Annotated in this window: 21 protein-coding genes and 1 riboswitch; of the genes, 1 reads left to right on the forward strand and 20 read right to left on the reverse strand. The window is 46.3% G+C overall.

Translation table 11 applies throughout. From position 1 onward, the window contains the following. Positions 1-16 precede the first annotated feature (16 nt). From AC0IYG_RS09235 to thiS, 8 genes are all read right to left on the reverse strand, one after another. Positions 17-1,717, reverse strand: a complete 1,701-nt coding sequence (locus AC0IYG_RS09235) for a GH39 family glycosyl hydrolase (RefSeq protein ID WP_471710801.1) — start codon at positions 1,715-1,717, stop codon at positions 17-19. 28 nt (positions 1,718-1,745) lie between these two features. After that, positions 1,746-2,885, reverse strand: a complete 1,140-nt coding sequence (locus AC0IYG_RS09240) for an ATP-binding protein (RefSeq protein WP_471710802.1) — start codon at positions 2,883-2,885, stop codon at positions 1,746-1,748. 105 nt (positions 2,886-2,990) lie between these two features. Next, entirely contained in the window at positions 2,991-4,046 is a 1,056-nt protein-coding gene (gene moeB / locus AC0IYG_RS09245; protein ID WP_471710803.1) for a molybdopterin-synthase adenylyltransferase MoeB, read from the reverse strand. Between the two features lie 14 nt (positions 4,047-4,060). Beyond that, positions 4,061-5,173, reverse strand: coding sequence for a 2-iminoacetate synthase ThiH (gene thiH / locus AC0IYG_RS09250; protein WP_471710804.1), 1,113 nt, complete (start codon positions 5,171-5,173; stop codon positions 4,061-4,063). After that, entirely contained in the window at positions 5,163-5,933 is a 771-nt protein-coding gene (locus tag AC0IYG_RS09255) for a HisA/HisF-related TIM barrel protein (RefSeq protein ID WP_471710805.1), read from the reverse strand. Before AC0IYG_RS09255 ends, thiH begins: the two co-directional genes overlap by 11 nt. Further along, complete coding sequence (locus tag AC0IYG_RS09260) at positions 5,927-7,216, reverse strand: thiamine phosphate synthase (RefSeq protein ID WP_471710806.1); 1,290 nt, start codon at positions 7,214-7,216, stop codon at positions 5,927-5,929. Before AC0IYG_RS09260 ends, AC0IYG_RS09255 begins: the two co-directional genes overlap by 7 nt. 1 nt (position 7,217) lies before the next feature. Continuing rightward, entirely contained in the window at positions 7,218-9,098 is a 1,881-nt protein-coding gene (gene thiC / locus AC0IYG_RS09265; protein ID WP_471710807.1) for a phosphomethylpyrimidine synthase ThiC, read from the reverse strand. Positions 9,099-9,139: 41 nt separating this feature from the next. Next, positions 9,140-9,454 carry a sulfur carrier protein ThiS gene (gene thiS, locus AC0IYG_RS09270; RefSeq protein ID WP_471710808.1) on the reverse strand — a complete coding sequence of 105 codons (315 nt, stop codon included), beginning with the start codon at positions 9,452-9,454 and terminating at the stop codon, positions 9,140-9,142. Continuing rightward, a riboswitch (TPP riboswitch) is annotated at positions 9,414-9,509 on the reverse strand. (Overlaps the previous gene by 41 nt.) Positions 9,510-9,652: 143 nt before the next feature. On the opposite strand from thiS, the gene AC0IYG_RS09275 reads away from it, so the two are divergent. Continuing rightward, positions 9,653-10,156, forward strand: a complete 504-nt coding sequence (locus tag AC0IYG_RS09275) for a GNAT family N-acetyltransferase (RefSeq protein WP_026629968.1) — start codon at positions 9,653-9,655, stop codon at positions 10,154-10,156. A 1,024-nt stretch (positions 10,157-11,180) separates the two neighbouring features. Here the strand turns inward: AC0IYG_RS09275 and AC0IYG_RS09280 are convergent. The 12 genes from AC0IYG_RS09280 to AC0IYG_RS09335 form a co-directional block, all read right to left on the reverse strand. Beyond that, positions 11,181-12,287 (reverse strand): bile acid:sodium symporter family protein, encoded by a 1,107-nt coding sequence (locus AC0IYG_RS09280; protein WP_026629970.1) that lies wholly within the window; start codon positions 12,285-12,287, stop codon positions 11,181-11,183. Positions 12,288-12,352: 65 nt separating this feature from the next. Next, positions 12,353-13,285, reverse strand: a complete 933-nt coding sequence (locus AC0IYG_RS09285) for an RraA family protein (protein ID WP_471710809.1) — start codon at positions 13,283-13,285, stop codon at positions 12,353-12,355. A gap of 63 nt (positions 13,286-13,348) precedes the next feature. Beyond that, a complete protein-coding gene (locus AC0IYG_RS09290; RefSeq protein WP_471710810.1) occupies positions 13,349-14,623 on the reverse strand; it encodes an amidohydrolase/deacetylase family metallohydrolase in 1,275 nt (424 codons plus the stop codon). Positions 14,624-14,781: 158 nt separating this feature from the next. Further along, positions 14,782-16,059 (reverse strand): SusD/RagB family nutrient-binding outer membrane lipoprotein, encoded by a 1,278-nt coding sequence (locus AC0IYG_RS09295; RefSeq protein WP_471710811.1) that lies wholly within the window; start codon positions 16,057-16,059, stop codon positions 14,782-14,784. Then, positions 16,004-16,342, reverse strand: coding sequence for a hypothetical protein (locus AC0IYG_RS09300; RefSeq protein ID WP_471710812.1), 339 nt, complete (start codon positions 16,340-16,342; stop codon positions 16,004-16,006). Before AC0IYG_RS09300 ends, AC0IYG_RS09295 begins: the two co-directional genes overlap by 56 nt. A 24-nt stretch (positions 16,343-16,366) precedes the next feature. Then, on the reverse strand, positions 16,367-19,489 hold the full coding sequence (locus AC0IYG_RS09305) for a SusC/RagA family TonB-linked outer membrane protein (RefSeq protein ID WP_471710813.1): 3,123 nt from the start codon (positions 19,487-19,489) through the stop codon (positions 16,367-16,369). After that, a complete protein-coding gene (locus tag AC0IYG_RS09310; RefSeq protein WP_471710814.1) occupies positions 19,486-19,800 on the reverse strand; it encodes a hypothetical protein in 315 nt (104 codons plus the stop codon). Before AC0IYG_RS09310 ends, AC0IYG_RS09305 begins: the two co-directional genes overlap by 4 nt. 197 nt (positions 19,801-19,997) lie before the next feature. After that, the gene (locus tag AC0IYG_RS09315) at positions 19,998-20,252 is read right to left on the reverse strand and encodes a DUF4974 domain-containing protein (protein WP_471710815.1); all 255 of its coding nucleotides are present in this window, start codon (positions 20,250-20,252) and stop codon (positions 19,998-20,000) included. Then, positions 20,245-20,802 carry a FecR family protein gene (locus AC0IYG_RS09320; protein WP_471710816.1) on the reverse strand — a complete coding sequence of 186 codons (558 nt, stop codon included), beginning with the start codon at positions 20,800-20,802 and terminating at the stop codon, positions 20,245-20,247. Before AC0IYG_RS09320 ends, AC0IYG_RS09315 begins: the two co-directional genes overlap by 8 nt. A 134-nt stretch (positions 20,803-20,936) precedes the next feature. Further along, positions 20,937-21,101, reverse strand: coding sequence for a hypothetical protein (locus AC0IYG_RS09325; RefSeq protein WP_471710817.1), 165 nt, complete (start codon positions 21,099-21,101; stop codon positions 20,937-20,939). A 139-nt stretch (positions 21,102-21,240) separates the two neighbouring features. Next, on the reverse strand, positions 21,241-21,594 hold the full coding sequence (locus tag AC0IYG_RS09330; RefSeq protein WP_471710889.1) for an RNA polymerase sigma factor: 354 nt from the start codon (positions 21,592-21,594) through the stop codon (positions 21,241-21,243). Next, the gene (locus AC0IYG_RS09335) at positions 21,554-21,775 is read right to left on the reverse strand and encodes a hypothetical protein (RefSeq protein ID WP_471710818.1); all 222 of its coding nucleotides are present in this window, start codon (positions 21,773-21,775) and stop codon (positions 21,554-21,556) included. Before AC0IYG_RS09335 ends, AC0IYG_RS09330 begins: the two co-directional genes overlap by 41 nt. Between the last annotated feature and the right edge of the window lie 374 nt (positions 21,776-22,149).

Below are 22,149 nucleotides of genomic sequence, written 5' to 3' on the forward strand. Positions count from 1 at the left end.
TTCAGCAAAGTTTTGGTTACCAAATGATTTTCAGCAGCGAAACGCCTTGTGCAGGCAGGTCAAAATCAAGCTTGATTTTCTCCTTATCAACATTTACCCACTTTGGCGAAGTCAGTGTCTGCAACTGGCCAGCGCTTTCCAAAGTTGCGATTTGTTCGGCAGTTGGTTTTTGCGGTGAACCCATTTTCTTCCAAGCCTCGTAAGCATTGCTATGCTCTTGGTCGATCCGGTAATGCTGCACCTGAACGCGCTTTGCCTTCACACCAGTGAGCTGGACCGTCACGGGCGATGAGGCGATAATTTTATTGTCGTCATGATAATTCCAGACCATTATTGCCGCTTCCCGGTCGTTCTTTGTGGCAAATGCATTGATATCACGCTCGCCACGCACACTTTCGTTTTTCAGTTTTTCAAAATTATAAGCCAGATTTTGCTTCACTTCAACCCGGTTTCCATCCATCATCCCGAACATTCTGAACACATTCAAAACCGGCTTGTCAACGCCCTTCGTCGCAAGATCGCGGAAACCCCTGAACCAAGGCTGATCCTCAAATTCAAAAGCCCAGGTTACCGCACCGAGCAGATTGACGCCTCGCGCATCAGCCAATTCATGTTTCCGGGCAAAAGACGCAGCTGTGTAACTCGAATACATGGTGCCATTGCGATATGCATTTTGCGGATGCAGATCTTCTGAGCAAGCCGCGCACCCTTCCGGATCGGATTCGCCGATGATAATGGGCAGTTTTTTCAGGCTCGGGTAGGAGGCGACGATTTCAAATCCCTTGTCAATGTCGCGCAATTGTGTTCCCATATCCATTCGCACAATGCCATCAACGACCTTAGGATTGCCTTTTGCGTGGAATGTGATGAAGTCCAGTGGCGAGCCGGTTTTGCCCGTTACATAATTTTTGCCGCTCACAACGTGATCCAGAAATGCCCTGAAAAATTTTGCGGATACATCCCAATTTGGCCCGGTAACCTCCGGTCCGCCGATTTTTGCAGTAGGCAAAGCTCGTTTCACAGCGTCCGCCGAATAGTCATACATTTTGATATATTCCTCGGTCGTCCCTTTCCAGTAACCAATGTTCGGTTCATTCCAAAGCTCCCAATACCAAGTTTCGACCTCTTTTTTGCCATAACGTTCAATCGAATGTTTCACCCATTGAAATACGAGTTCAGCAAACTTTTTGTAGTCATTCGGCGGATAAGCCCAGCCTGTGTAAATGTCGTTGTAATTGTCACCGGGCTTCCAGAAATGCCTGTATGGCTGCGGTTTGGACGATAATGCTTCGGGCATAAAACCAATTTGGGCAATCGGCCGCATGCCGCGTTCAATGTATGTGTCAAAAATTTTATCAACAATGGTCCAGTCATAAACCGGCTTCCCGTGCTTGTCTTCCGTATAAACATTCGTCGAACCCCACTTCAAAGCCGCCACGCCATCGCCCGTTACGAGCATACTATGCGCCCGCACATAAACGGGCACTTTGCTCAACTGCGAAATTTCCGTCAGCAATTTCTTGCCATCTTTCATGTAAGTATAATTCGGCTCATCATAACCAAACCAAGCCCAAATCGGCTTCGCCGGGCCTTTATCAACGCTGAGGTTGACTTCGATGGTGACGGGTTTTTGGGTGGTTTGGGCTAGACCTGTTTGTTTAATGTTAAGTATAATCAAACTCACAAAGAGGCAACGCAGGATATGTTTAATGGTCATGAAAGTGCTGGGAAAAAGTATAGAATGGCTAGATAATGCCCGTTAAAAAATCAGTGTAATTGTCTCGTGTGATCCAATTGGTTTTCGCTTTCGGGTATGCTTCAACGAAAGCCTTAGGAAACTTCACTTTACTGTCATTCCATTTAAATTCATAGCCAGCGAGTTGTTCATTTTTCAATTCGAGCCAGTCCAGCTCTTGCTGATCATATGTTCGCCAAAAATAAGTGTAAGGAAATGTTCGCGTGTATGTGTTGTATTTTACGCGTTCAGCAACCAGATAATTTTCCCAAAGGGCACCCACGTCCTGACGCTGTATAATAGGGGCGAAGTTGTTGATTAACCCATTTCTGATCCCATTATCAAAAAAATACCACTTGGAAGACTTGGTAACCTCCTTTCTGAGATTTTTACTGTAACCGCCGATGCGAAAAATGATAAACACTTTTGAAAACAAATCGAGATATCTTTCGACTGTATTGCGATCGATCTGCAATGCTTTGGAAAGCTCTTCCAAAGAAACCTCTTGCCCGATCTGATAAGCCACCAATTGCAGTAGTTGAAGCATTTTATGTGAATAGCGCACTTGTTCGAACATTAAAATATCCTTCAATAAATACGCGTTTACCAGCCCTTTCAAATAATCCGTTTGCTCCTCTGAGTTAGTAAGTTGCGCGACATCAGGATAGCTTCCAAAAATGAGCCTGTTTTCCAGATTTTGTCGTGTTTCAAGAAAATTCTCTTTCTGAGCCAATTCAAGATGTGCTAAGGGGAATAATTGGAAATTGATTTGTCTGCCCACTAACGGTTCGCCTGTTTGATTAGAAAGTTCGAAAGCTGATGAACCGCTGGCAAGAATTGTCAAATTCGGAAATGAATCGATAAGCAATTTTAAGGATTTCCCGATTTCAGGAATAACCTGGGCTTCATCGAGAATAAGCAGATCCAGATTTCCAGCCCAGCGCTGAAAAGACGCAACTCTCCGGTCGGTTAGGAGCTCAATTACGTCAAGGTCTTCACCATTCATGAAAAGGGATTTTCCATCAAAACCAGATTGCAGCTGATTAAGTAGAAAAGTTTTTCCGACCCGTCGTGCGCCTGTAAGCACCAAGACTTTGTTAGACTTTAACTTGTCCTGCAGTGCAGCGATAATATATCTTGAATACACCATCTCGTAAACTCGTTGAATGAACTCAACGAATTTAGCTAAATTCACTGAATGAACTCAACGAATTAACGAAATCTGAAATAATTTCTCATTGGTTTTCCGATCGGCTTACCAATTCCCAGCCCAGAAACTCGCTCCTTCAAAACCGCTTTGCGCGAGCAACTTGGCTGCTTGGGCGCTGCGTTTTCCGGTTTGGCAGTAGAATACGATGGTTTTGTTTGGAGGCAATGTTGGAAGAATGTCGGGGACTTCGGATAGGGGGACGTTGATTCCGCCGAAATTGTCGGCTTCGAATTCGTTGTATTCCCTCACGTCTACGAGGTAAATCTGGTCCGGATAGGAAGCTTCGATGCGTTCGAATGCTTCGAATGTGAGTTCTTTTGGCTCGGCTGGCTGATTGCTTAGAGATTCTGGTTTTCGCTTTGCTTTTGATTCAGGTGAAGTGAATTGTTCGGATCTTGAAAATTTGAAAATGCTCGTTGCGTTGGTTAATGCATTCATAACCAACAATTTTCCGGATAATGGTTCGCCGATTTCGCAAATGATTTTGACTGCCTCGTTGGCCATATAAGTGCCGATCATTCCGGGTAGGATGCCGATCACGCCAGCTTCTGCGCAGTTGTCGCCTTCTTCGGCGTCAGGAAAAAGGCAACGGTAAGTAGGGCCGCCTTTGTAATTGAAAACCGAAACTTGTCCTTCAAAACGCAGGATAGAGCCGAAAATCAATGGTTTATCGAGTTCAACACACGCATCATTGACCAAATAACGCGTCGGGAAATTGTCCGAGCCATCAATGATCACATCGTAATCCTGGATGATTTGATTCACATTATCCTCCTGCAAACGAACATTGAAAGGCGTCAGTTTGACAAAAGGATTTTGCACTTGCAACTTCTCAATGGCCGTCAGTACTTTGCTCTTACCAATGTCCGCCGCGGAATACAGGATCTGGCGGTGCAGATTGCTGATATCCACGGCATCATCGTCGACAATGCCAATGTGTCCGACGCCAGCTGCGACCAGATATTGCAGCACCGGACAGCCCAAACCGCCAGCGCCTACAACCAGCACTTTTGCGGCTTTAAGCCTTTCCTGACCGATCAGGCCCATTTCTGGCAATAAGATTTGTCTGCTATAACGTCTCCGTTCCTGTTGCTCAAACATATTTACTCATTTCATCATTGAACAAAAACCTGGTCCCAATCCTTCCAAACCGGCTCATAACCCCTCGCTCGAATCATTGCCGCGACCTCCGCCGGACTCCGTTCATCCGAAATCTCGAACTGTTCCAATGACTCCGGCTCGACCGCATAACCCCCCGGATTCGTTTTGGAACCTGCACTGATTGACGTAACGCCAAGCTGAATGCAATGATCCCTGAATTTCTCAGATTCGCGTGTCGATAGCGAAATTTCCACCTCCTCGTTCGTGATCCGATACGCGCAAATCAGCTGTACAAGCTCCCGATCGGTCATTTCTACCTTTGGTTCGAGTCCACCGGAAAACGGCCGAAGCCTTGGAAAAGATAAACTATAACGCGTTTGCCAGTAGGTTCGTTCGAGATATTGCAGGTGCGCGGCGGTAAAGAAACTGTCTGTGCGCCAGTCTTCCAGGCCAATTAAAACGCCCAATCCCATTTTGTGAATTCCGGCAGCTCCAAGTCTGTCAGGCGTTTCGAGGCGATAATTGAAGTTTGATTTCTTGCCCTTTGGATGGTGCTTTTTGTAATCTTCTTTATGATAAGTTTCTTGATAAATCAAAACTGAATATAGCCCCAATGTGATCAATTCCTCATATTCTGCGGTTTCCAGCGGCTGGACTTCCATTGAAATCTGTGAAAAATAAGGGCGTATCAACTCGATTACTTCCTTAAAATATGCTGTGTGCACCGTCTGATTTGCTTCGCCGGTTACCAGCAAAACATGGTCATAACCCAAAGATTTGATCACCTCCACTTCCCGCAAAATCTCCGCCTTTGAAAGTGTCTTCCGCCGCACCTTATTATCCAGACTGAACCCGCAGTAAGTGCAAATATTGGTGCATTCGTTGGACAAATACAGCGGCACATACATTTGCATGGTTTTGCCAAAACGCTTTTGCGTCAAACTGTGGCTGAGCTGCGCCATACGCTCCAAAAAGTCCGCAGCGGCAGGCGAAATCAGCGCTTTGAAATCTTCCAGTGTCCGTTTTCTTGCGCAAAGCGCTGCTTGCACATCGGCAGAAGTCTTGGCATAAATGCTGGCTTTGACCTCATCCCAATGATAGGTTTCGAATTTGTCCTTAAAGCTCATAATCCAGAAATGCGGTTAACGGGCTGCTTGCCACAGCATAATGTTTCTGTTTTCCCAAACGCGCTTCAAAAGCCATGCGGCCAGCTTTCACAGCCAGTTTGAATGCTTCCGCCATCGCCACCGGATCGCCCGCAACCGCAATGGCTGTATTTACCAAAATCGCATCTGCACCAATTTCCATGGCTTTTGCAGCATCCGAAGGCGAGCCGATTCCTGCATCCACAATCACCGGAACATTACTTTGCTCAATGATTATTTCGAGAAAATCAATCGTTTTCAAACCCTTATTGCTGCCAATGGGTGAGCCAAGTGGCATGACAGCGGCCACGCCAGCTTCTTCCAATCTTTTGCACAATACGGGATCCGCATGAATGTAAGGGAGGATTACGAATCCAAGTTTGGCCAATTCCTCAGCCGCTTTAAGCGTTTCAATCGGGTCGGGGAGGAGATATTTTGGATCCGGGTGGATTTCCAGTTTGAGCCAGTTTGTTTCCAATGCTTCCCGCGCTAACTGGGCTGCGAAAACTGCTTCCTTCGCATTCCTGACCCCGGATGTGTTCGGTAACAAATGAATGTGCGGATGTTTCAAATGCAAAAGCATATCGTCCTGACTATCATTCAAATCAACCCGACGCAAGGCCACCGTCACCAGTTCAGAGCCTGAGGCCAGCAATGATTCTTCCATTAATGCGGCAGAACTGAACTTGCCAGTCCCTGTAAAAAGCCGCGACTCAAATGTTTTATCTGCGATTTTTAACATAATAATTCTTCGATTTTTTGGACGGTTTGTTTTCTTTCGCTGGATTGGATCAATGCAGAAGACATGGCAACACCATACACGCCGGTTGCGACCAGATCAGGAATGTCGTCATGCAAAATGCCGCCAATGGCGATAATCGGGATTTTAATGTTCGCCCCAACCAACCTTTGCATCAATTCATGATAACCTTCCAAACCTAATATCGGACTGAGATTTCGCTTGGTTTTGGTAAATCGAAACGGCCCTAGTCCAATGTAATCAGCGCCTTCGTTGGCCCGCAAGAGGATGTCTTCAAATGTATTGGCCGTGCCGCCGATGATCATGTTTTGACCAACGATTTTCCGCGCTTCTGGAATGGGCATGTCATTGAGGCCAAGATGCAAGCCATAAGCATGAATTTCCCTCGCAATGTTTGGGAAATCGTTGATAATCAACTTTGCAGAATAGTTATCACAAAGTAATTTTGCAGCTTTTGCAATGCCAAGAACTTGATTTTCCTCTTGATCTTTAACCCGCAATTGGATCCACCGGCAGCCGGCTTTCAATGCCAGGTTAATGCTGTCCAAATGGCTCATTTCCAATGTTTGATTAGAAATAAAATGCAGCCTTTCAATTTTTTTCAAATCTGAATTGAAATCTAAATCTAAATCTAAATCTGAATTCAAATCCAAATCTGATTCTAATCTCAATTGCCGTTGGCTTAAGCCAACGGCAAAGTTTGGAAATGGAGATTCTGAGTGCCAGATTGCTCCTAGCAGGGCTGCGCCGTCGAAGTTCATTTTTTTGAGTTTATCGATATTGGAATGATCAATTCCTCCAATAGCGATCACTTTGACAGTTTTTTGTTCTTCTTTCAAATAGAAATCATCATTAATAACCCGCTGATAATCTTTCTTGGAAATGCTGTCAAAAACCGGCCCGAAGAATGTGTAATCAAAAGCCTTAGAAAGTCCGTTAAGCGCATTAATATCATGAATCGAAGTGCTAAGCTTGAAGCCAGCATTTCTCAACTTCCCCAACATAAAATCCGGCGTCTCTTGCCTTAGCTTTTCCGGAAAGTGAAGCCTGGTGATGCCAAATTCTGCCGCAAGTTCATGATGTGAATGCAAGGCAATGTTGGCATGAAAAGCAGGGCCAATTTCTCCGATTAGTTGACTCAGGTCAGCGACATTACAATGCAGTTTCCTGATATGCAGGCGTATTAATCCAGCACGAAACAAAGCGTTTATACGCTCGGCTTCGTTCGGAAGAAATTCAGGATGCGAAATCGCGATCAGTTCCATATTATAAGTAAATCTGACTGCCCAGACTCGCGAACTCCCGCGACTTTTCCTCCATGCCTTCTGCAATTGCGTCCTCATTCAAGCCATGCTCATCTGCATAATCGCGCACGTCCTGCGTGATTTTCATGGAGCAGAAATTGGGCCCGCACATGGAGCAGAAATGCGCGATTTTGGCACCTTCGGCTGGTAATGTTTCGTCGTGGAAGGATTTGGCCGTTTCCGGATCGAGAGACAAGTTGAATTGATCTTCCCAGCGGAATTCAAAACGGGCTTTGCTCAATGCATTGTCGCGATATTGCGCTCCCGGGTGACCTTTTGCGAGGTCAGCGGCGTGGGCGGCGATTTTATAAGTGATCACACCGTCCTTAACGTCCTTTTTGTTAGGCAGTCCCAAATGCTCTTTCGGCGTCACATAACAAAGCATTGCCGTCCCGAACCAGCCGATCATGGCTGCACCAATTGCCGACGTAATGTGATCATAACCAGGTGCAATGTCGGTTGTTAAAGGCCCTAATGTATAAAATGGCGCTTCCTGGCAATGTTCCAGTTGCTTCTCCATATTTTCCTTTATCAAATGCATGGGCACGTGACCAGGACCTTCGATTATGGTCTGAACATCATGCTTCCAGGCGATTTTGGTCAGCTCACCCAAAGTTTCCAGCTCTGAAAATTGTGCCGCATCATTAGCATCGGCAATGCAGCCCGGACGCAAGCCATCGCCCAGCGAAAAGGCAACGTCATAAGCCTTCATAATCTCACAAATCTCCTCAAAATGCGTGTAAAGGAAGTTTTCCTTGTGATGCGCCAAGCACCATTTAGCCATGATAGAACCACCTCGGGAAACAATTCCTGTGATCCTTTTGGCAGTAAGCGGAATGTAACGCAGCAACACGCCAGCGTGAATTGTGAAATAATCCACGCCTTGCTCGGCCTGCTCAATGAGCGTGTCGCGGAACAGTTCCCAGGTCAGATCTTCAGCTTTTCCATTCACTTTTTCCAAAGCCTGGTAAATCGGAACGGTGCCGATTGGGACGGGTGAATTGCGGATGATCCACTCGCGGGTTTCGTGAATGTTCTTGCCAGTGGAAAGATCCATGATTGTGTCAGCGCCCCAGCGGCAGGCCCAAACGGCTTTTTCGACTTCTTCCTCAATGGTGGAAGACACCGCGGAGTTACCAATGTTCGCATTGATTTTTACCAAAAAGTTGCGCCCAATGATCATCGGCTCGCTTTCCGGGTGGTTAATGTTAACCGGGATCACCGCGCGGCCCGCCGCCACTTCCGAGCGCACAAATTCTGGCGTGATGAAGTTAACCGGCGTATTCGCGCCAAAGCTATGGCCGCGATGCTGATGCGAAAGCGAACCAGCTTTGCCATTTAATTCCAACAGATTTTCCTGGATACGCTGGTTTTCACGGATTGCAATGTATTCCATTTCAGCTGTGATGATTCCCTTTTTGGCGTAATGCAATTGGGAGACATTCGCACCCGGCTTGGCACGGAACGGTTTGGTAATGTGCGCAAAACGCAATGGTTCGAGCGACGGATCTGCCATTCGCTGCCGACCATAATCAGAGCTGATGCTTTCCAGTTGCTCCACATCCTGCCGCGGCTGGATCCACTCCGCACGCAAAGCAGGAAGTCCTTTTTTTACATCAATTTCAACATTCGGATCCGTGAACGGGCCGCTTGTATCGTAGACCGTCAAAGGTGCATTCTTCTCCACCTGACCAGCTCTTCCATGCAAACGCGTGTCCGTCAATGCAATTTCACGCATGGCCACGGACACATTATGCAGGCTTCCTTTTACATAAATTTTCCTTGAATTCGGAAATGGATCCGTGGTCACACTGCCGCTCTGTGGCGTTTTTTCAGTCTTCATAAAATGTTGGATTAAGGATAAACAAATGGGCGGAATGGAGGCTAGCCGCCTTGTGTGGCGGTGATCAGCATCACCTGGTCGTGCGGTTGCAGCGGGTGAACGGCCCATGCAGATTTGGGAATAACAGACTGATTTACAGCGACTGCAACTCCTTTGACCTGTGCTGGAAAAAGATCAGATAATAACTGCTGGACCGAGAGCGGTTCAGAAAATTCGCGTGCTTGACCGTTGATGATAATTTCCATTCCGAATAACGTTTTTGAGAAAAACTTCAGGAATGGACCTTTTTTTGGAAAGATACATTGAGATACAATAGCAGTATCTCTTACTTTTCCCTTCGGCAGTACTAACTGCATCAGGTTCAAAGGGTATTATCTCAGTCCGCATATCGGGACACCCCTAAAGTTTGGACAAAGCTATCTGAAAAAATGTATTTTCAAAAATTAACCGTACAAAAGAGCGGCAATTGGCTAAATGGGATCACTTTTATTTTAAGAATTATCGGGTAACTTTAAGGTCGTATTTACCAATTATATCGAACCTACGTTATTTTGATGGATCTTATTATCAGAAGCGCTGCTCCCAAGGATTTGCCCTCCCTGTTGGAAATTATTAATCACGCCATTCTCAACACCACCGCCATTTACGATTACGAACCCCGGACGCTGGACGAGCAAAGGGAATGGTTTGAGAAAATGTTCAATGACGGCATGCCCGTAATTGTCGCGGAAAGGGAAGGGAAAGTGATCGGATACGGCTCCTATAACATTTTCCGCCCAAAAATCGGATACAAATTCAGCGTAGAACATTCGATTTACCTTGATGAAAAATCAAGAGGACTTGGCGTGGGAGGGAAGCTGTTAGGCAGTTTAATCCAGCGCGCCCGAGAATCCGGCCTGCACAGCATGATCGCCGGCATAGACGCCGCCAACCGCGGCAGCATTGAATTTCACAAAAAATATGGGTTTGTTGAAAAGGGTTATTTGAAGGAAGTTGGATATAAGTTTGACCAGTGGTTGGATTTGGTGTTTATGCAGTTGTTGTTGGAGGAAGATTGAGGAATAAATCGCGGAGCGATGTAACATTGGTGGCCGCCGCGCGGTAGGAATCCAAAAAGATACAAAAAATAGAAATCCCGGAGGGATATAATATTGGTAGCCATCGGAAAACATGTCCGATATAAAAAACCCCGGAGGGATGTAACAGCGTGCACGTCGTTACATCCCTCCGGGATTTGCTTTTTGCTAGGCGTAAATTATTTTTAACCGCCTTGCGGCTACCAAATATTGTATCCCTCCGAGATTGGCGTTTTACTAGACTGTCAATGCGCTCCCGCCTCACACATTTATTATTCCTTAGTCAGCTTTTTCACCGTTAATATATTGATATTAACCTCTTAAAAACTCAATTCTTTCGTTTCAATTCTCTTTATTTAATTGTTGTCATATGACGTTACTCATGCTGAATTCTAATCAATTATATACATGGGCCCTTGGAATGCAGCTTTCTTTACGTTATCAGTTGTCCTGGTGACGATTGTTATTATGTCGGCATATGTGATTATCGGCCAGTCTTACAGTTTAGCTTATATTAGAGATAGCCGGCTTGGATTCAAAAGTGACTTGTTAACGCTTTCAGAGATTATGAACTCAAAAGATTAGTCAAAGAGTGGTATAGTTGAAATTTTGAGAAATCGAAAAATTGTTGACAAGCAAAGTTTTCAGACAGACACTGTGCAATTGAGACAAATTATTTTGATCTTTAAATTTGAACAGCTTCACAAGGTGGTGCCGTTCAGCGATTAACCAAATAATAACACGAGAGCCGAGCTACATCATAAATGAAGTATTATATGGTCCCGGAGGAACACCATATCCGTAGCAAATGAATGGCTTCTATAAAATGTAAATCCCGGAGGGATGTAACAGCATGCACGTTGTTACATCCCTCCGGGATTTACATTTTTAGATCCGTTCGTGGTTTGCTACCTATATTACATCCCTCCGGGATTTACATTTTCACATCTCCCTTTTTTCCTACCGCGCGGCAGGCACCAATATGTCATCCCTCTGGGATTTGCTTTTAATGTGCCCTTCCGGTCTCCACGTACGTCTCTTCATCGCCGGTCGGTTTGCCTTGCCACCACGATGCTAAAATTGATCCGGTAATGTTCATTAATGGTCCGAAAATCGCTGGCGCAAGTCCAACGGTGGCCATTTTTCCCATTTCTTTGGCTATGCCTGACGCTAAGCCGCCGTTTTGCATGCCTACTTCGATGGCGATGGTGCGGCAGTCTCGTTCGCTCATTTTGAAGAGGCGGCCGGACCAGTAGCCTAATGTGTATCCCGATAAATTGTGAATCAGCACGAGTAGCAGCAATGTTGGTCCGATGGTGAGGAGGCTGTCGCGGCCTGCGGCTGTGATGATGACGATGATGAAGGCAATTCCGGCCATGGAAACGATCGGCATGGCATCGTCGAGCCACTTGGCTTTGCCGCTGAAAAACTTGTTGAATAATAGTCCGGCGCCGATTGGGATGATGACCATTTTAATGATGTCCCACATCATGTGCAAGGTGTCAATTTGAACGAATGCACCTGCTAATGCGCTCATTAACAGTGGTGTCACAATAGGAGCGAGCATTGTGGAGATCGCCGTGATGGTGATCGATAATGCTAGGTTTGCTTTGGCCAGATAGGAAATAACATTTGAGGCCATTCCGTTTGGCGAGCAGCCTATGAGGATAATTCCGGCTGCAATTTCGGGTGGGAAGCCGCTTAGGTTGGCTAATGTAAAACCAATGGTAGGCATGATGATAAAATGGCTTACTACGCCAATCAGCACGCCTTTTGGCATTTTTACAACTCCTACAAAATCCCCGAAGCTCATTGACGTCCCCATTCCGAACATGATAATCTGGATCAAAGGCGTAATTAATGCGGCTAGCTTGAAGCCGTTTACGGTTTGGAAATGCTGCGGATAATAAAGTGCGGTGGTTACTGCGGCGAAAATGACGGTTGTGTAAGTAAAGCCTTTCAGCTTTTCGAACCCTCTGAAACTAACGGCCAGCGCCAGAAAAAACGCAATAAAGAAGGGACCGGCTTGCGGCAGGTTTCCCGAGAGCGCCAGGAAAAGCGCAACGAGAAGACACAAACCTGCAACACCAGCGAGTAGCTTGTAAACATTCATATAATTGTAGTTATAATGCTATTGAAAAAAGAACGCAAAAGTGCCCTGGCACTTCACTAAGGAGGTTACCAGGTTCTTTTCTTCATGTATTCGTCTAGTTCGGCGCGTTTCATCGGTATTTCCTTTGGATTGCTGTCCAGCCATTTCAGGAATGCTTCTTTAAGTTGGTCGGTCCATTGGTTGTCGATCTGGCCTGGGGTGAATTTGCCTTCTCTGAGCATTTGAAGGGCGAATTTGTCCCTTAATGTCAGGAATTCTGCCGTTAGAATCACTTTTTCGGCCATGTGCGCGGGAATGAAGATCACGCCTTCTTTCTTGGCAAGCACAATGTCTCCTGGCAAAACAATGGCGCGACCAATGCGGATTGGTGTATTAATGCCAGTCAGGAAAACGTCTTTTAGAAATGATGGGTCAAAATCCCTTACAAATGCATTGAAACCCTCGATTTTAGAAAGTCCTTCCAAGTCACGAACGGATGCGTCGAAGACGACGCCGTTGCCTGATTTGGTAAAAATAGAAGTTCCCAGATTGTCGCCGATCAATGTGCCGCTGGCGATTTTACCAAAACCGTCGGCCACGTAAACGTCGCCTTTGGAAAGCTTGTCGATGGGCCAGGAATTGGTGTTTCCTAACATGCCGTTTTTGTTACCACGATCTTTTACGAGCTTCTCAACGTCGGGGCGGGAAGGCATGAACTGGGCTGTTAATGCGCGGCCGGTGATGACGATATCGTCTTTCAAGATCTTCCAATTTCCGTCAAACTGGCAGTTATAGCCTTCATTTTGAAGCACAACCCAGGCTTCTTCGATGGAGATGTTTTTGGCGCGGTTAATGAGCTCGTCGGAGACTTTCGGGCGGCCGTCAGGGAAGCGTTCGCCCTTCCATTCGGAGGTGAGGAACATTAATTCTTCCTTGGGCATCATTTGCGCCCGCGTCGTTTGCAGACCGTTAAAAGTGAGGGCTAAAAGGGCTATTACCCCAAAAAAATGTACTCTCATAATTGAATTGTAAATTGCGGCAAATTATAGGTCAAAGATCCATGGAATGGTTTATCATTCAAATTATCTTTTGGTAAGCACAAGCGGTTCAGTAAGTCCGTTCAGGTCGTAGACAACCTTCCCTGCGCGAATTGTCACCTCGGCTTCCAGCTTTTGTTTACCCTGGATCTTGGTTCCCGTGTAATCCCAAAAGCCGAATGTGCCTGTGTCGTTCAAGGCAAATTTTCCATCCAAAACCCTGAGAACGGATACATCTGCACGTGAGCCAACCGACAGGTTTCCAAGCTCTTCGTGGCGAATCGCCTGAGCGGGAGCCCAGGTGCTTGCCTTGATAACCGCTGGAAGATCCATGCCCATAGCCAGGAACTTGGACATAACATTCAGCATGTCTTTCATCGCATTGTTCATGCTGCCCGTGTGAATGTCGGTGCTGATGGTGTTGGGATAAAAACCGCTTTTAACGGCTGGAATGGCCTGTGAAAACGCGAAGCTGATGCCACCATAACCCACATCGAAAAGAATTCCTTTCTTGCGCGCTTCGTAAACGAAAGGCTTGATCTTGCCCGTAGCAACGTCCAGAATCGGCTCCCGGCTGCTGAGTTGGCCGAAACAATGGGTGAAAATATCGCCCGGGCGCAGATGTTTGGTGAACAATTCTTCTAGTGGCAAAACAGGCTTGCTTCCACCGAAATCAACCATCACAGGCACATTAGCAAGCTTTCCGGCTTCCACGGCGCGTTCGGTTGGCGTCCAGTTGTAACCGTTGTAATGTGCGAGTTTTATGCCGACAATGTAATCCGGATTTTCCTTCACTACTTTCGCCGTTGCAGCTGCGTCCATATCGTCCACATTCTGCTCGTAAGCGCCGCCACGCATGCCTTCTCCTACAATGTTCAGGAATGCGAGCACGCGGGTCTTGGAGATGTCAATGGTTTGTTTTTTAAAATCAGGAAAAGACTTCCAGCCTGCGCAGCCCGCGTCCACAACCGTGGTTACGCCCGTGCGGAAGGTGAATCCATCGGGTGGCAATGCATTAGGACCATTGCTGTAAGTCTGGTCCATTTTTGTGCCGTAAAAGTTGTGTGAGTGCATGTCGATGAGGCCGGGCGTAACGAAAAGTCCTTTGGCATTCACCACTTGCATGCCTTCTTTGGGATCAATGTTTTTGGCAACGAGCATGACGGTGTCGCCTTTCAAAGCCACGTCCATGATGGCGTTCACATTGTTTTTAGGATCGATGACATGACCTCCTTTAATCACCACAGAATATTGCTGGGCTTTGACGGAGGTGAATGCGCAGAGGAGCGCCAAACAGGTTAAGCGTAATTTACTGGTCATGATTTTAGGTTTTAGGAATATGGGCATTAACTAGTTAAAGGAATTCAGCGGTAGTTTTTAATGCTGGTTGTGTGTTTAATGTTGAAGGGCCTGATATGAATAAATCAGACTTCCCGGTTTGTGGCCTGGAAGTCTGATCGTGCATTGTTTTTTAAAAATTATTTATCCCACCAAACCATGCTGGAAAGCGTATTCGTGCCGCCTTGTCTGGTTCTTGCTTCGTAGAAATTGGCCTGGTTATACTGCTCTTCCGAATCAGGAATTACAAAACGGGTTGGGATTTTTCCGCCGGTGAGGTTACCAGGATAGTTGGTAGGCGTCAGCTTAGGGTATCCGGTGCGTCTCCAATTGGACCAGATTTCATATTCATCTTCCAAAAACAGCGCAACCCACTTCTGTGTGCCGATCTGCTCCATTTTTTCAGCCAGTGTGCCGGTTGCTTTGTATGGATTTGCTTTCAGGTAAGAAGCGATTTTGGCATCGGAAATGACACCGCCTGCACCGAATGCAGCCCATTGCTTCATGCCTGAAGTTACGGCGCTTTCATATTCCGCAGCCGGCGTTGTAGCCGAATACCAGCCTCTCAAACCGGCCTCAGCAAGCAGCAAATGCACTTCCGCAGGGGTGAAGACCAATAAGGGCGCATTGTATTTCAAGATCGTATTCGGATTTGGCTCGGAGTAAGAATCAAAATCTGCGGGCAATGAGTTGAAAGCAGCATTAGGCATTCCTTTTTGCAAAGCAGTAGCTGTGTCGGCAACGTAAGGAGCTGTTGCAGATGCTTTTGTCCAAACAACAGAAACTACATTCAAGCGTGGATCTTTGGTTGTTTTCAAATGGTCAACCAATGTTTTGGCCAATTTTCCGCCTTCCACATTGTCGCCGCCCGGTGAAACGTAATCTGTGCTCATTAATCCCGCAGCGATGAAGTTTCTGCTGGCTGTGATGGAGCCGTCAACATAAGCGATGGTCGCCATATCCGTATCCGAAGTGATCACACCGCCTGCAATGGCCTTTTTTACCCAGGTTTGAGCGCTGGCCGGATCCACTTCTGTCAGGCGCATGCCAAGACGAAGCATCAGTGAGTAACCGAATTTTTTCCATTTAGCAATTTCCCCGCCGTAGATCAGGTCAGCCGTTCCGAAAGTTGGTTGTGCGGCGTCAAATGCATTGATCGACTCTTCAAGTTCTTTCAGCATATCCGCATAAATGGCTTGCTGCGTATCGTATTTCGGCGTAAAATTCTGGCTCGAAAGTGCCTTACCCGCTTCAAAATAAGGAATGTCGCCGTAAAGATCCGTCAAACGATGGAACAGATAAGCTTTCCAAATTCTTGAAACCGACAGCTTGTTCACGTCGGCAGGATTGGCTGAAACAGCTTCAATCACCTGTGTAATGTCGATCACCGCACCTTTGAGAAACCGGATCGCCGCCATAAAGCTGCCAGCTGCCTTGGCTGTAATTAAAATTGAAATACTTATCACCCGCGCCAGGCACTTCTTTATAAGTTGCGAAATGCTGCATCGAGCCGCCAATGGTCAGGTAAGCGGCGCCGGTGAAATTGTTGCTCACCGTCACGAGCTGCGCCCTTGTGAAAAGGAAGCCGGGCACAACTTCCGTCGAGGCATTTGGGTTGACATTCATTTCTTCAAACCCATTGTCGCAGGAGGCAATAAATAGGGCCGGAGCCAGATATAGGACTTTTACTAAATTTTTCATATTCACTAAAATTCTTTTTAATGATTAAAACTTCACTGTAAGGTTCACACCCAAACTTCTCGTTCTTGGAACCCCGAATGCTTCCAGACCTTGCGCATTACCATTGGTGTAGCTCGATTCCGGATCGAAATAATTGTTGCGCTTGTCTTTGTAAAGCAGCAGCAGGTTACGGCCAACCAGCGACACAGAAGCAGATTGCAGTTTCAGGAATGACATTTTGCTTACATTCAGGTTGTAGCTCAAAATCACCTGGCGCAGCTTCACGAAATCGTTGTTGAAAGTGAAGATTCCCGTGTAGTTTTTGTCATTGTCATAGTAAGTATCCACGTCCTTTTTCTCCCATGTTTTGGTAAAAGGAGCGCCCTCAGGCGTTACACCCGTCACAGTTACACCCGTTTCGCGGCCTGGCAATGTTTCTTTTGGCAAACCAAAACGATACGCATATTGATACATGTTCGAGTAAACCACGCTTCCGAATTTACCGTCGATAAGAATGTTCAGCGAGAAGTTTTTGTATTTGAAATTGTTGGTGATACCCATCGTCAACGGAGGAATTCCATTCCCCAGTTTTTCCAGATCACCTCTTACTGCATAACCGCTTGCTGTGTTGAACACCACATTTCCGTTGCCGTCCGTTTTCTTGTTATAACCCCAAACTTCTCCGTAAGTCCCGCCGACAACGTTATTGATCATACCGCCGCCTACACCAAGTCCGATGCTCAATGTTTTCAGGTTGTCGGCCAGTTTCACGATCTTGCTTTGGTTGTAAGCCATGTTGTAGCTGATATCCCAGGTAAAATTATTCTTGCGAAGCGGTGTTGCAGTCAGCAAAAGCTCAACGCCTTTGTTGCTCAATTCACCCACATTCAAAAGTGCCTGCGTATATCCTGATGACGATGCAATGTTGCTTTGCACAATGTCATTGGTGGTCTTACGATTGTAGAAAGTAAGGTCAAGACCAAAACGGTTGTTCAGGAAACGTGCTTCCAAACCAGCTTCATAAGTGGTGGAAGTAAGCGGACGCAAATCAGGGTTAGGAACCAATGCCGAAGCCAATTGCTGCACGGGACGACCATTATGACCGCCTTGCGCCATTTGATAGCTTTGGTAAATCCGGTAAGGATCCACGTTCACAGCACCCACCTGCGCCCACGAAGCACGCACTTTGGCAAAACTGATCGCAGAAGGCATATCAATAGCCTCAGAAAGAATCACCGTTCCACCAACTGCGGGATAAAAAATGCTGTTGTTTGATTTGTTCAAAACAGAAAACCAATCCTGTCTGCCCGACATGGTCAGGTAAGCCAACCCTTTGTAACCCAAATCCACCGATCCGAAAACCGAGTTGATTCCGCTTTTCAAATATCTTGGCGTCGTTGTTGTCGTTGCAAGGTTGGTGAAGCTGTAAAAACCTGGAATTGTGAATTCAGCGCCTCTGTAAGCCATTTCATCGTAAATGCTGCGCTGCGTGTTACCGCCCAGCAATGCCGAGAAACTGAAATTTTCGAATTCCTTATTGTAGTTCAATGTCAGCATTCCGTTCGTTTCAGACGAAGTCGTGCTGTTCGATTCGTATTTTCCAAGCGGTTCGTATGCATTGGCCGTTGGCACGATGAATTCGTATTTGAAATTGTAGTAATCCTGGCTCACGCTTCCTTTGATGAACAGGTTATCCAGAATGTCATAGCGAATGTTTGCCTGTCCCAAAAAGCGGTTCTTGCGGTCGTCGTTTTTGAATTTATTGATGACAAAGTAAGGGTTTGGTGCAGCCGGAACCGGGTTCCATTCTACTTCTTTGCCCGTAACTGCATCATAACCAGGAGAAAGGCTTCTGATATCCACTGTGTTAGCGATCAAGTGCGTCGCCCAGTGCGGATTGTAATCCGCGTAACCCACTTTCGGACGGTTATGGCCGTCTTCAATGTTGTATTGAACTACTGTTTCAATGCTCAGTTTTTTGCCCAAAAATGCATTCACATTCAAGTTTGCAATCCTTCTCGTGAAATCAGAGTTCGGGACAATGCTGTTTGATTTCGTATTGTTCAGACCAAAACGAAAGTTGATCTTGTCATTTCCACCTGTGAATGCGATGGAGTTAATGTAGTTCGTCCCCGTTCTGTAAAAGTTTTTAAGATTGTCTTTCTGAGGCGAATAGGGGCGCATCTGGCCGTCAAACTGAATCACATCCGTGCCATCCATTTTTGCACCGTAAGACAAGCGGCCTGAACTTTTTGCCTGCGTTTGCGTCATTGGTTTTACACCATCCACACCTTGTCCGTATTCATATTGCCAGTCGGGAATGATCGCCAGGTTCTCCGTTGTGAAGTTGCTGTTGAATTCCACACCGATGCCTTTTTGCGCGCGACCTTTTTTAGTGGTGATCAAAATAACACCATTACCCGCACGAGCACCGTACAAAGCTGCTGCCGGTCCGCCTTTCAAAACGCTGATCGATTCAATGTCGTCCGGGTTGATCCCGCCGATCCCGTCACCGCGGTCCGTATTGTTACCGTTTCCGTCGGATGCATTCCCACCGCCTGGAACGCTGTTGTCCATCGGCATACCATTGATTACATACAAAGGCTGGTTATTTCCGCTCAATGAACCATTACCACGAATGATAATCCGGCTCGATCCGCCAGGACCAGTCGACATACCCGTGGCATTTACACCGGCGATTTTACCTGTCAATGCATTCGCTACGTTATTTTCACGGGCCTGCGTGAATTCAGAACCTTTCACTTCCGTCACCGCATAGGCAAGCGCCTTTTTCTCTTTGGAAATACCAAGGGCGGTAACAACAACCTCATTTAAAGCTTTCGCCTCAGGAGCTAGCTGAACCGTAATGGTCGTCTGCGTTCCAACCGGCACTTCCTGTGGCGTGTAACCTACGAAGCTGAAAATCAGCACCGCAGAAGCAACTTCCGCATCAGGAATGTCCATCGAAAATTTTCCTTCCGCATCGGATGATGTTCCGCGCTGCGTGCCTTTTACCAACACACTTACACCCGGAAGTCCCGCGCCGGTTTCATCCGTAATCACACCTGTAACATTGCGTTTTGGTGCTTCTTTAGAAGATGAGCCTGTTTCCGAAGCAGCCGTTTCGCGTTTCAGAATAATGCGGTCCTGCACAACTTCGTAAGTCACTTTGTGCGGGGCAAGAATTTTTCCAGCACATCGGACAATGCTTCGTCCTGAAATTTGTAAGTCGCTTTATTGTTATTGAAAATTTGCGGATTGTACATGAATTTGACCTTCGTTGTACTTTCAATTTTTTCCAAAGCCTGATCGATTTCGGCATTGGTTAAACGCAAAGTCACTTTTTGTTCTAAAACCCGCTGACCGCGTACGTCATTGGCGTGCACGAATGTGCTGACGGCGATAGAGAGTATGGCTTGATACAGCGTAATGCGCATGATTTTCTGTAAAGCATGGTGAAATTGTACTGTTTTTGACATAATTTTGATTTTTGTCGGGTTAAAATTCGGCATCAATGATTCCCACGGCCGCTGCTAGGCGAAGACCGTAAGAAGAAGTAAAACAGGGGATTAACGGAGCCGGTGGTGTTGCAGCATCATCGGCTCATTTTTGTAAGGGGGAATAGATTAGCGTCATAGGCAAAATTGAATTTTAGGGGTTAAAGGGTTAGTGAATGTCAGTAGCAGCCTTTGCTGGTGATGATGATGCTCGCATCCAGCTGTTCATATTCAGCACCGATCGTTTTGCAGATCAGGTTTATTTTTTCAAACAAGGGTTCGTCGGACAGGGACGCGGTCAGATAACAGTTCTTCATCACATCCACATCGTGTATGATCTTCACGCCGTAAGACTTTTCCAGCGTTTCAAAAACTTCGGTAATGGGCGTGCCTTTGAATTCAAAAGACTGACTCTGAATCGGCAATTCAAGCAATTTCGGGTCCGGAATGAGGCTGCGGGTAAGTCTTAACTCCTTGGGAGCGTATACAATTTGCTGATTCGGCGTAAGTACCATTCCTGCCAAGCTTGTCATCCGCCTGTTGGGTTGCTATGGCCTCTTTTGTCATCGGGAAAACAGAAACGCGACCTGTTTTAACGACAACTTTCACTTCTTTAGCACCGTCAAATGCGCTCACTTTGAAGCTCGTGCCCAGCACTTTGGTTGCCAATGTGTGTGCGTATACGAAGAAGGGTTTGTCCGGGTTCTTGGCTACTTCAAAAAACGCTTCACCGCTCAGGAAAACTTCTCTTTTATTCCCCTCAAATTTCGAAGGGTAAGTAATGCGGCTGTTTGGCTGCAATAAAACCGAACTTCCATCAGCCAGAATGACGAGGCGCGCTTTGTCGGTAAGGTTCTCTTCCTTCACCAAAGGCTCCTTAATCTGGCTCAAAATCACCTTATACTGATCCGATTGCTGCTGCGAAGGCGTCTGTTTGTTAAACCACCATCCCGCAAACATCAGCAGCAAAACAGAGGCCGCCATATTATACCAATTCGGCCTGAAACGACGCCATATGCCCGACTTTTTAGCTTTATTTTCACCAATCGAATGCGACAGCCGGTAAATTTCATTCGCAATTTCATCCTCCGAGATCTGGTCGAATGCAGCCTCCGTATTCAGCAGGAAATTTCTGGCTTTCTCACAAGCTCCCGCTTATCCGGGTTCAATTCAAGCCATTCCGCCCAGACAGCATCCTCCTCAGGATCATCGAACAACGTCCAGCGCCGAAATGAAGGATCGGCTGCGAGTTGCTCCGGAAGAAAATTGCGGTAATTATGCATATTGGGCAAATAATAGTATGGCTAATTTATCTAAGGATGCATTTTCCTCCGGCCGATACTCTTTTTTTGGAAATTATTTTTTGAGGAAGTTGTTTGCCAGATTAGGCAGAGATAAGGTTTAGAAATGATAAAAACCATTTCAACCATGATGCACGAACATCAGCAACATTAAACTGGTTACTGTTCGAATGTGAGTTTTTAATGAGGATATCGCCTTAAAAAGCAGATTAGCGACCGATTGGCGGTTGACGTGCATGAGGTCGGCGATTTGTTCGTTGTCCATTCCTTCGAAGTATTTGAGGAAAACGGCTTCTTTTTGGCGGCGGGGGAGTTCTTCGATGGCCGAACGGACCTTGATCTGGTTTTCCGAATAAATTTCACTTTGCTCGATTTCCGTCTCAACCGTTTTGTAATCCGAGAGCTGACCTACTTCATCAATGTCCAGCAGTGAATTAGCAGAGTTGTTTCTCCGGGAATTCCTGCAAAAGCTGATTCCTAAGCGCTTTTAGGAAATAGATGGAAACAAACTGAATGTTAATCGTCTCCCGCTTTTCCCAAATGTGTATCAGCAATTCCTGAATCCAATCCTTAATACAACTCTCTGTCAGTGGTGAAATTCGTAGCGTAATTGAAGAGCGTCCGATACTGCTTGTCAGCGAGTTGACAGAACGCAAGACTGTCGCCGGCTTGGGATTGGTGCCAGAGATTCAGAAGAATAACGTTCTCCTCAGCGATGCGTTGTCTCTTGTTCAAATCTTATTGGGGTCAGATAACAAAAGTAACCGTTAAATCACTGAAATTTAAAATATAAGTGGGACTTTATTTTTTATTTTAAAATTAGATTCGGCTTAATTGTATTATATCAAAATATAAGTTTGATTTTAGGAGGTTGGGCGATGGGAGGTTATATAATTTTGTAAGCGAGCAATCCCGGGGAAAGGGGCGTGATGTCTGGCGGCCGCCGCGTTAGGAAAAAGAATGTCGATAAAAACGCAAATCCCGGAGGGATATAATATTGGCGGCCGCCGCGCGTTAACCGCCGCACGGT

The organism is Dyadobacter sp. AC419, from assembly GCF_979253085.1.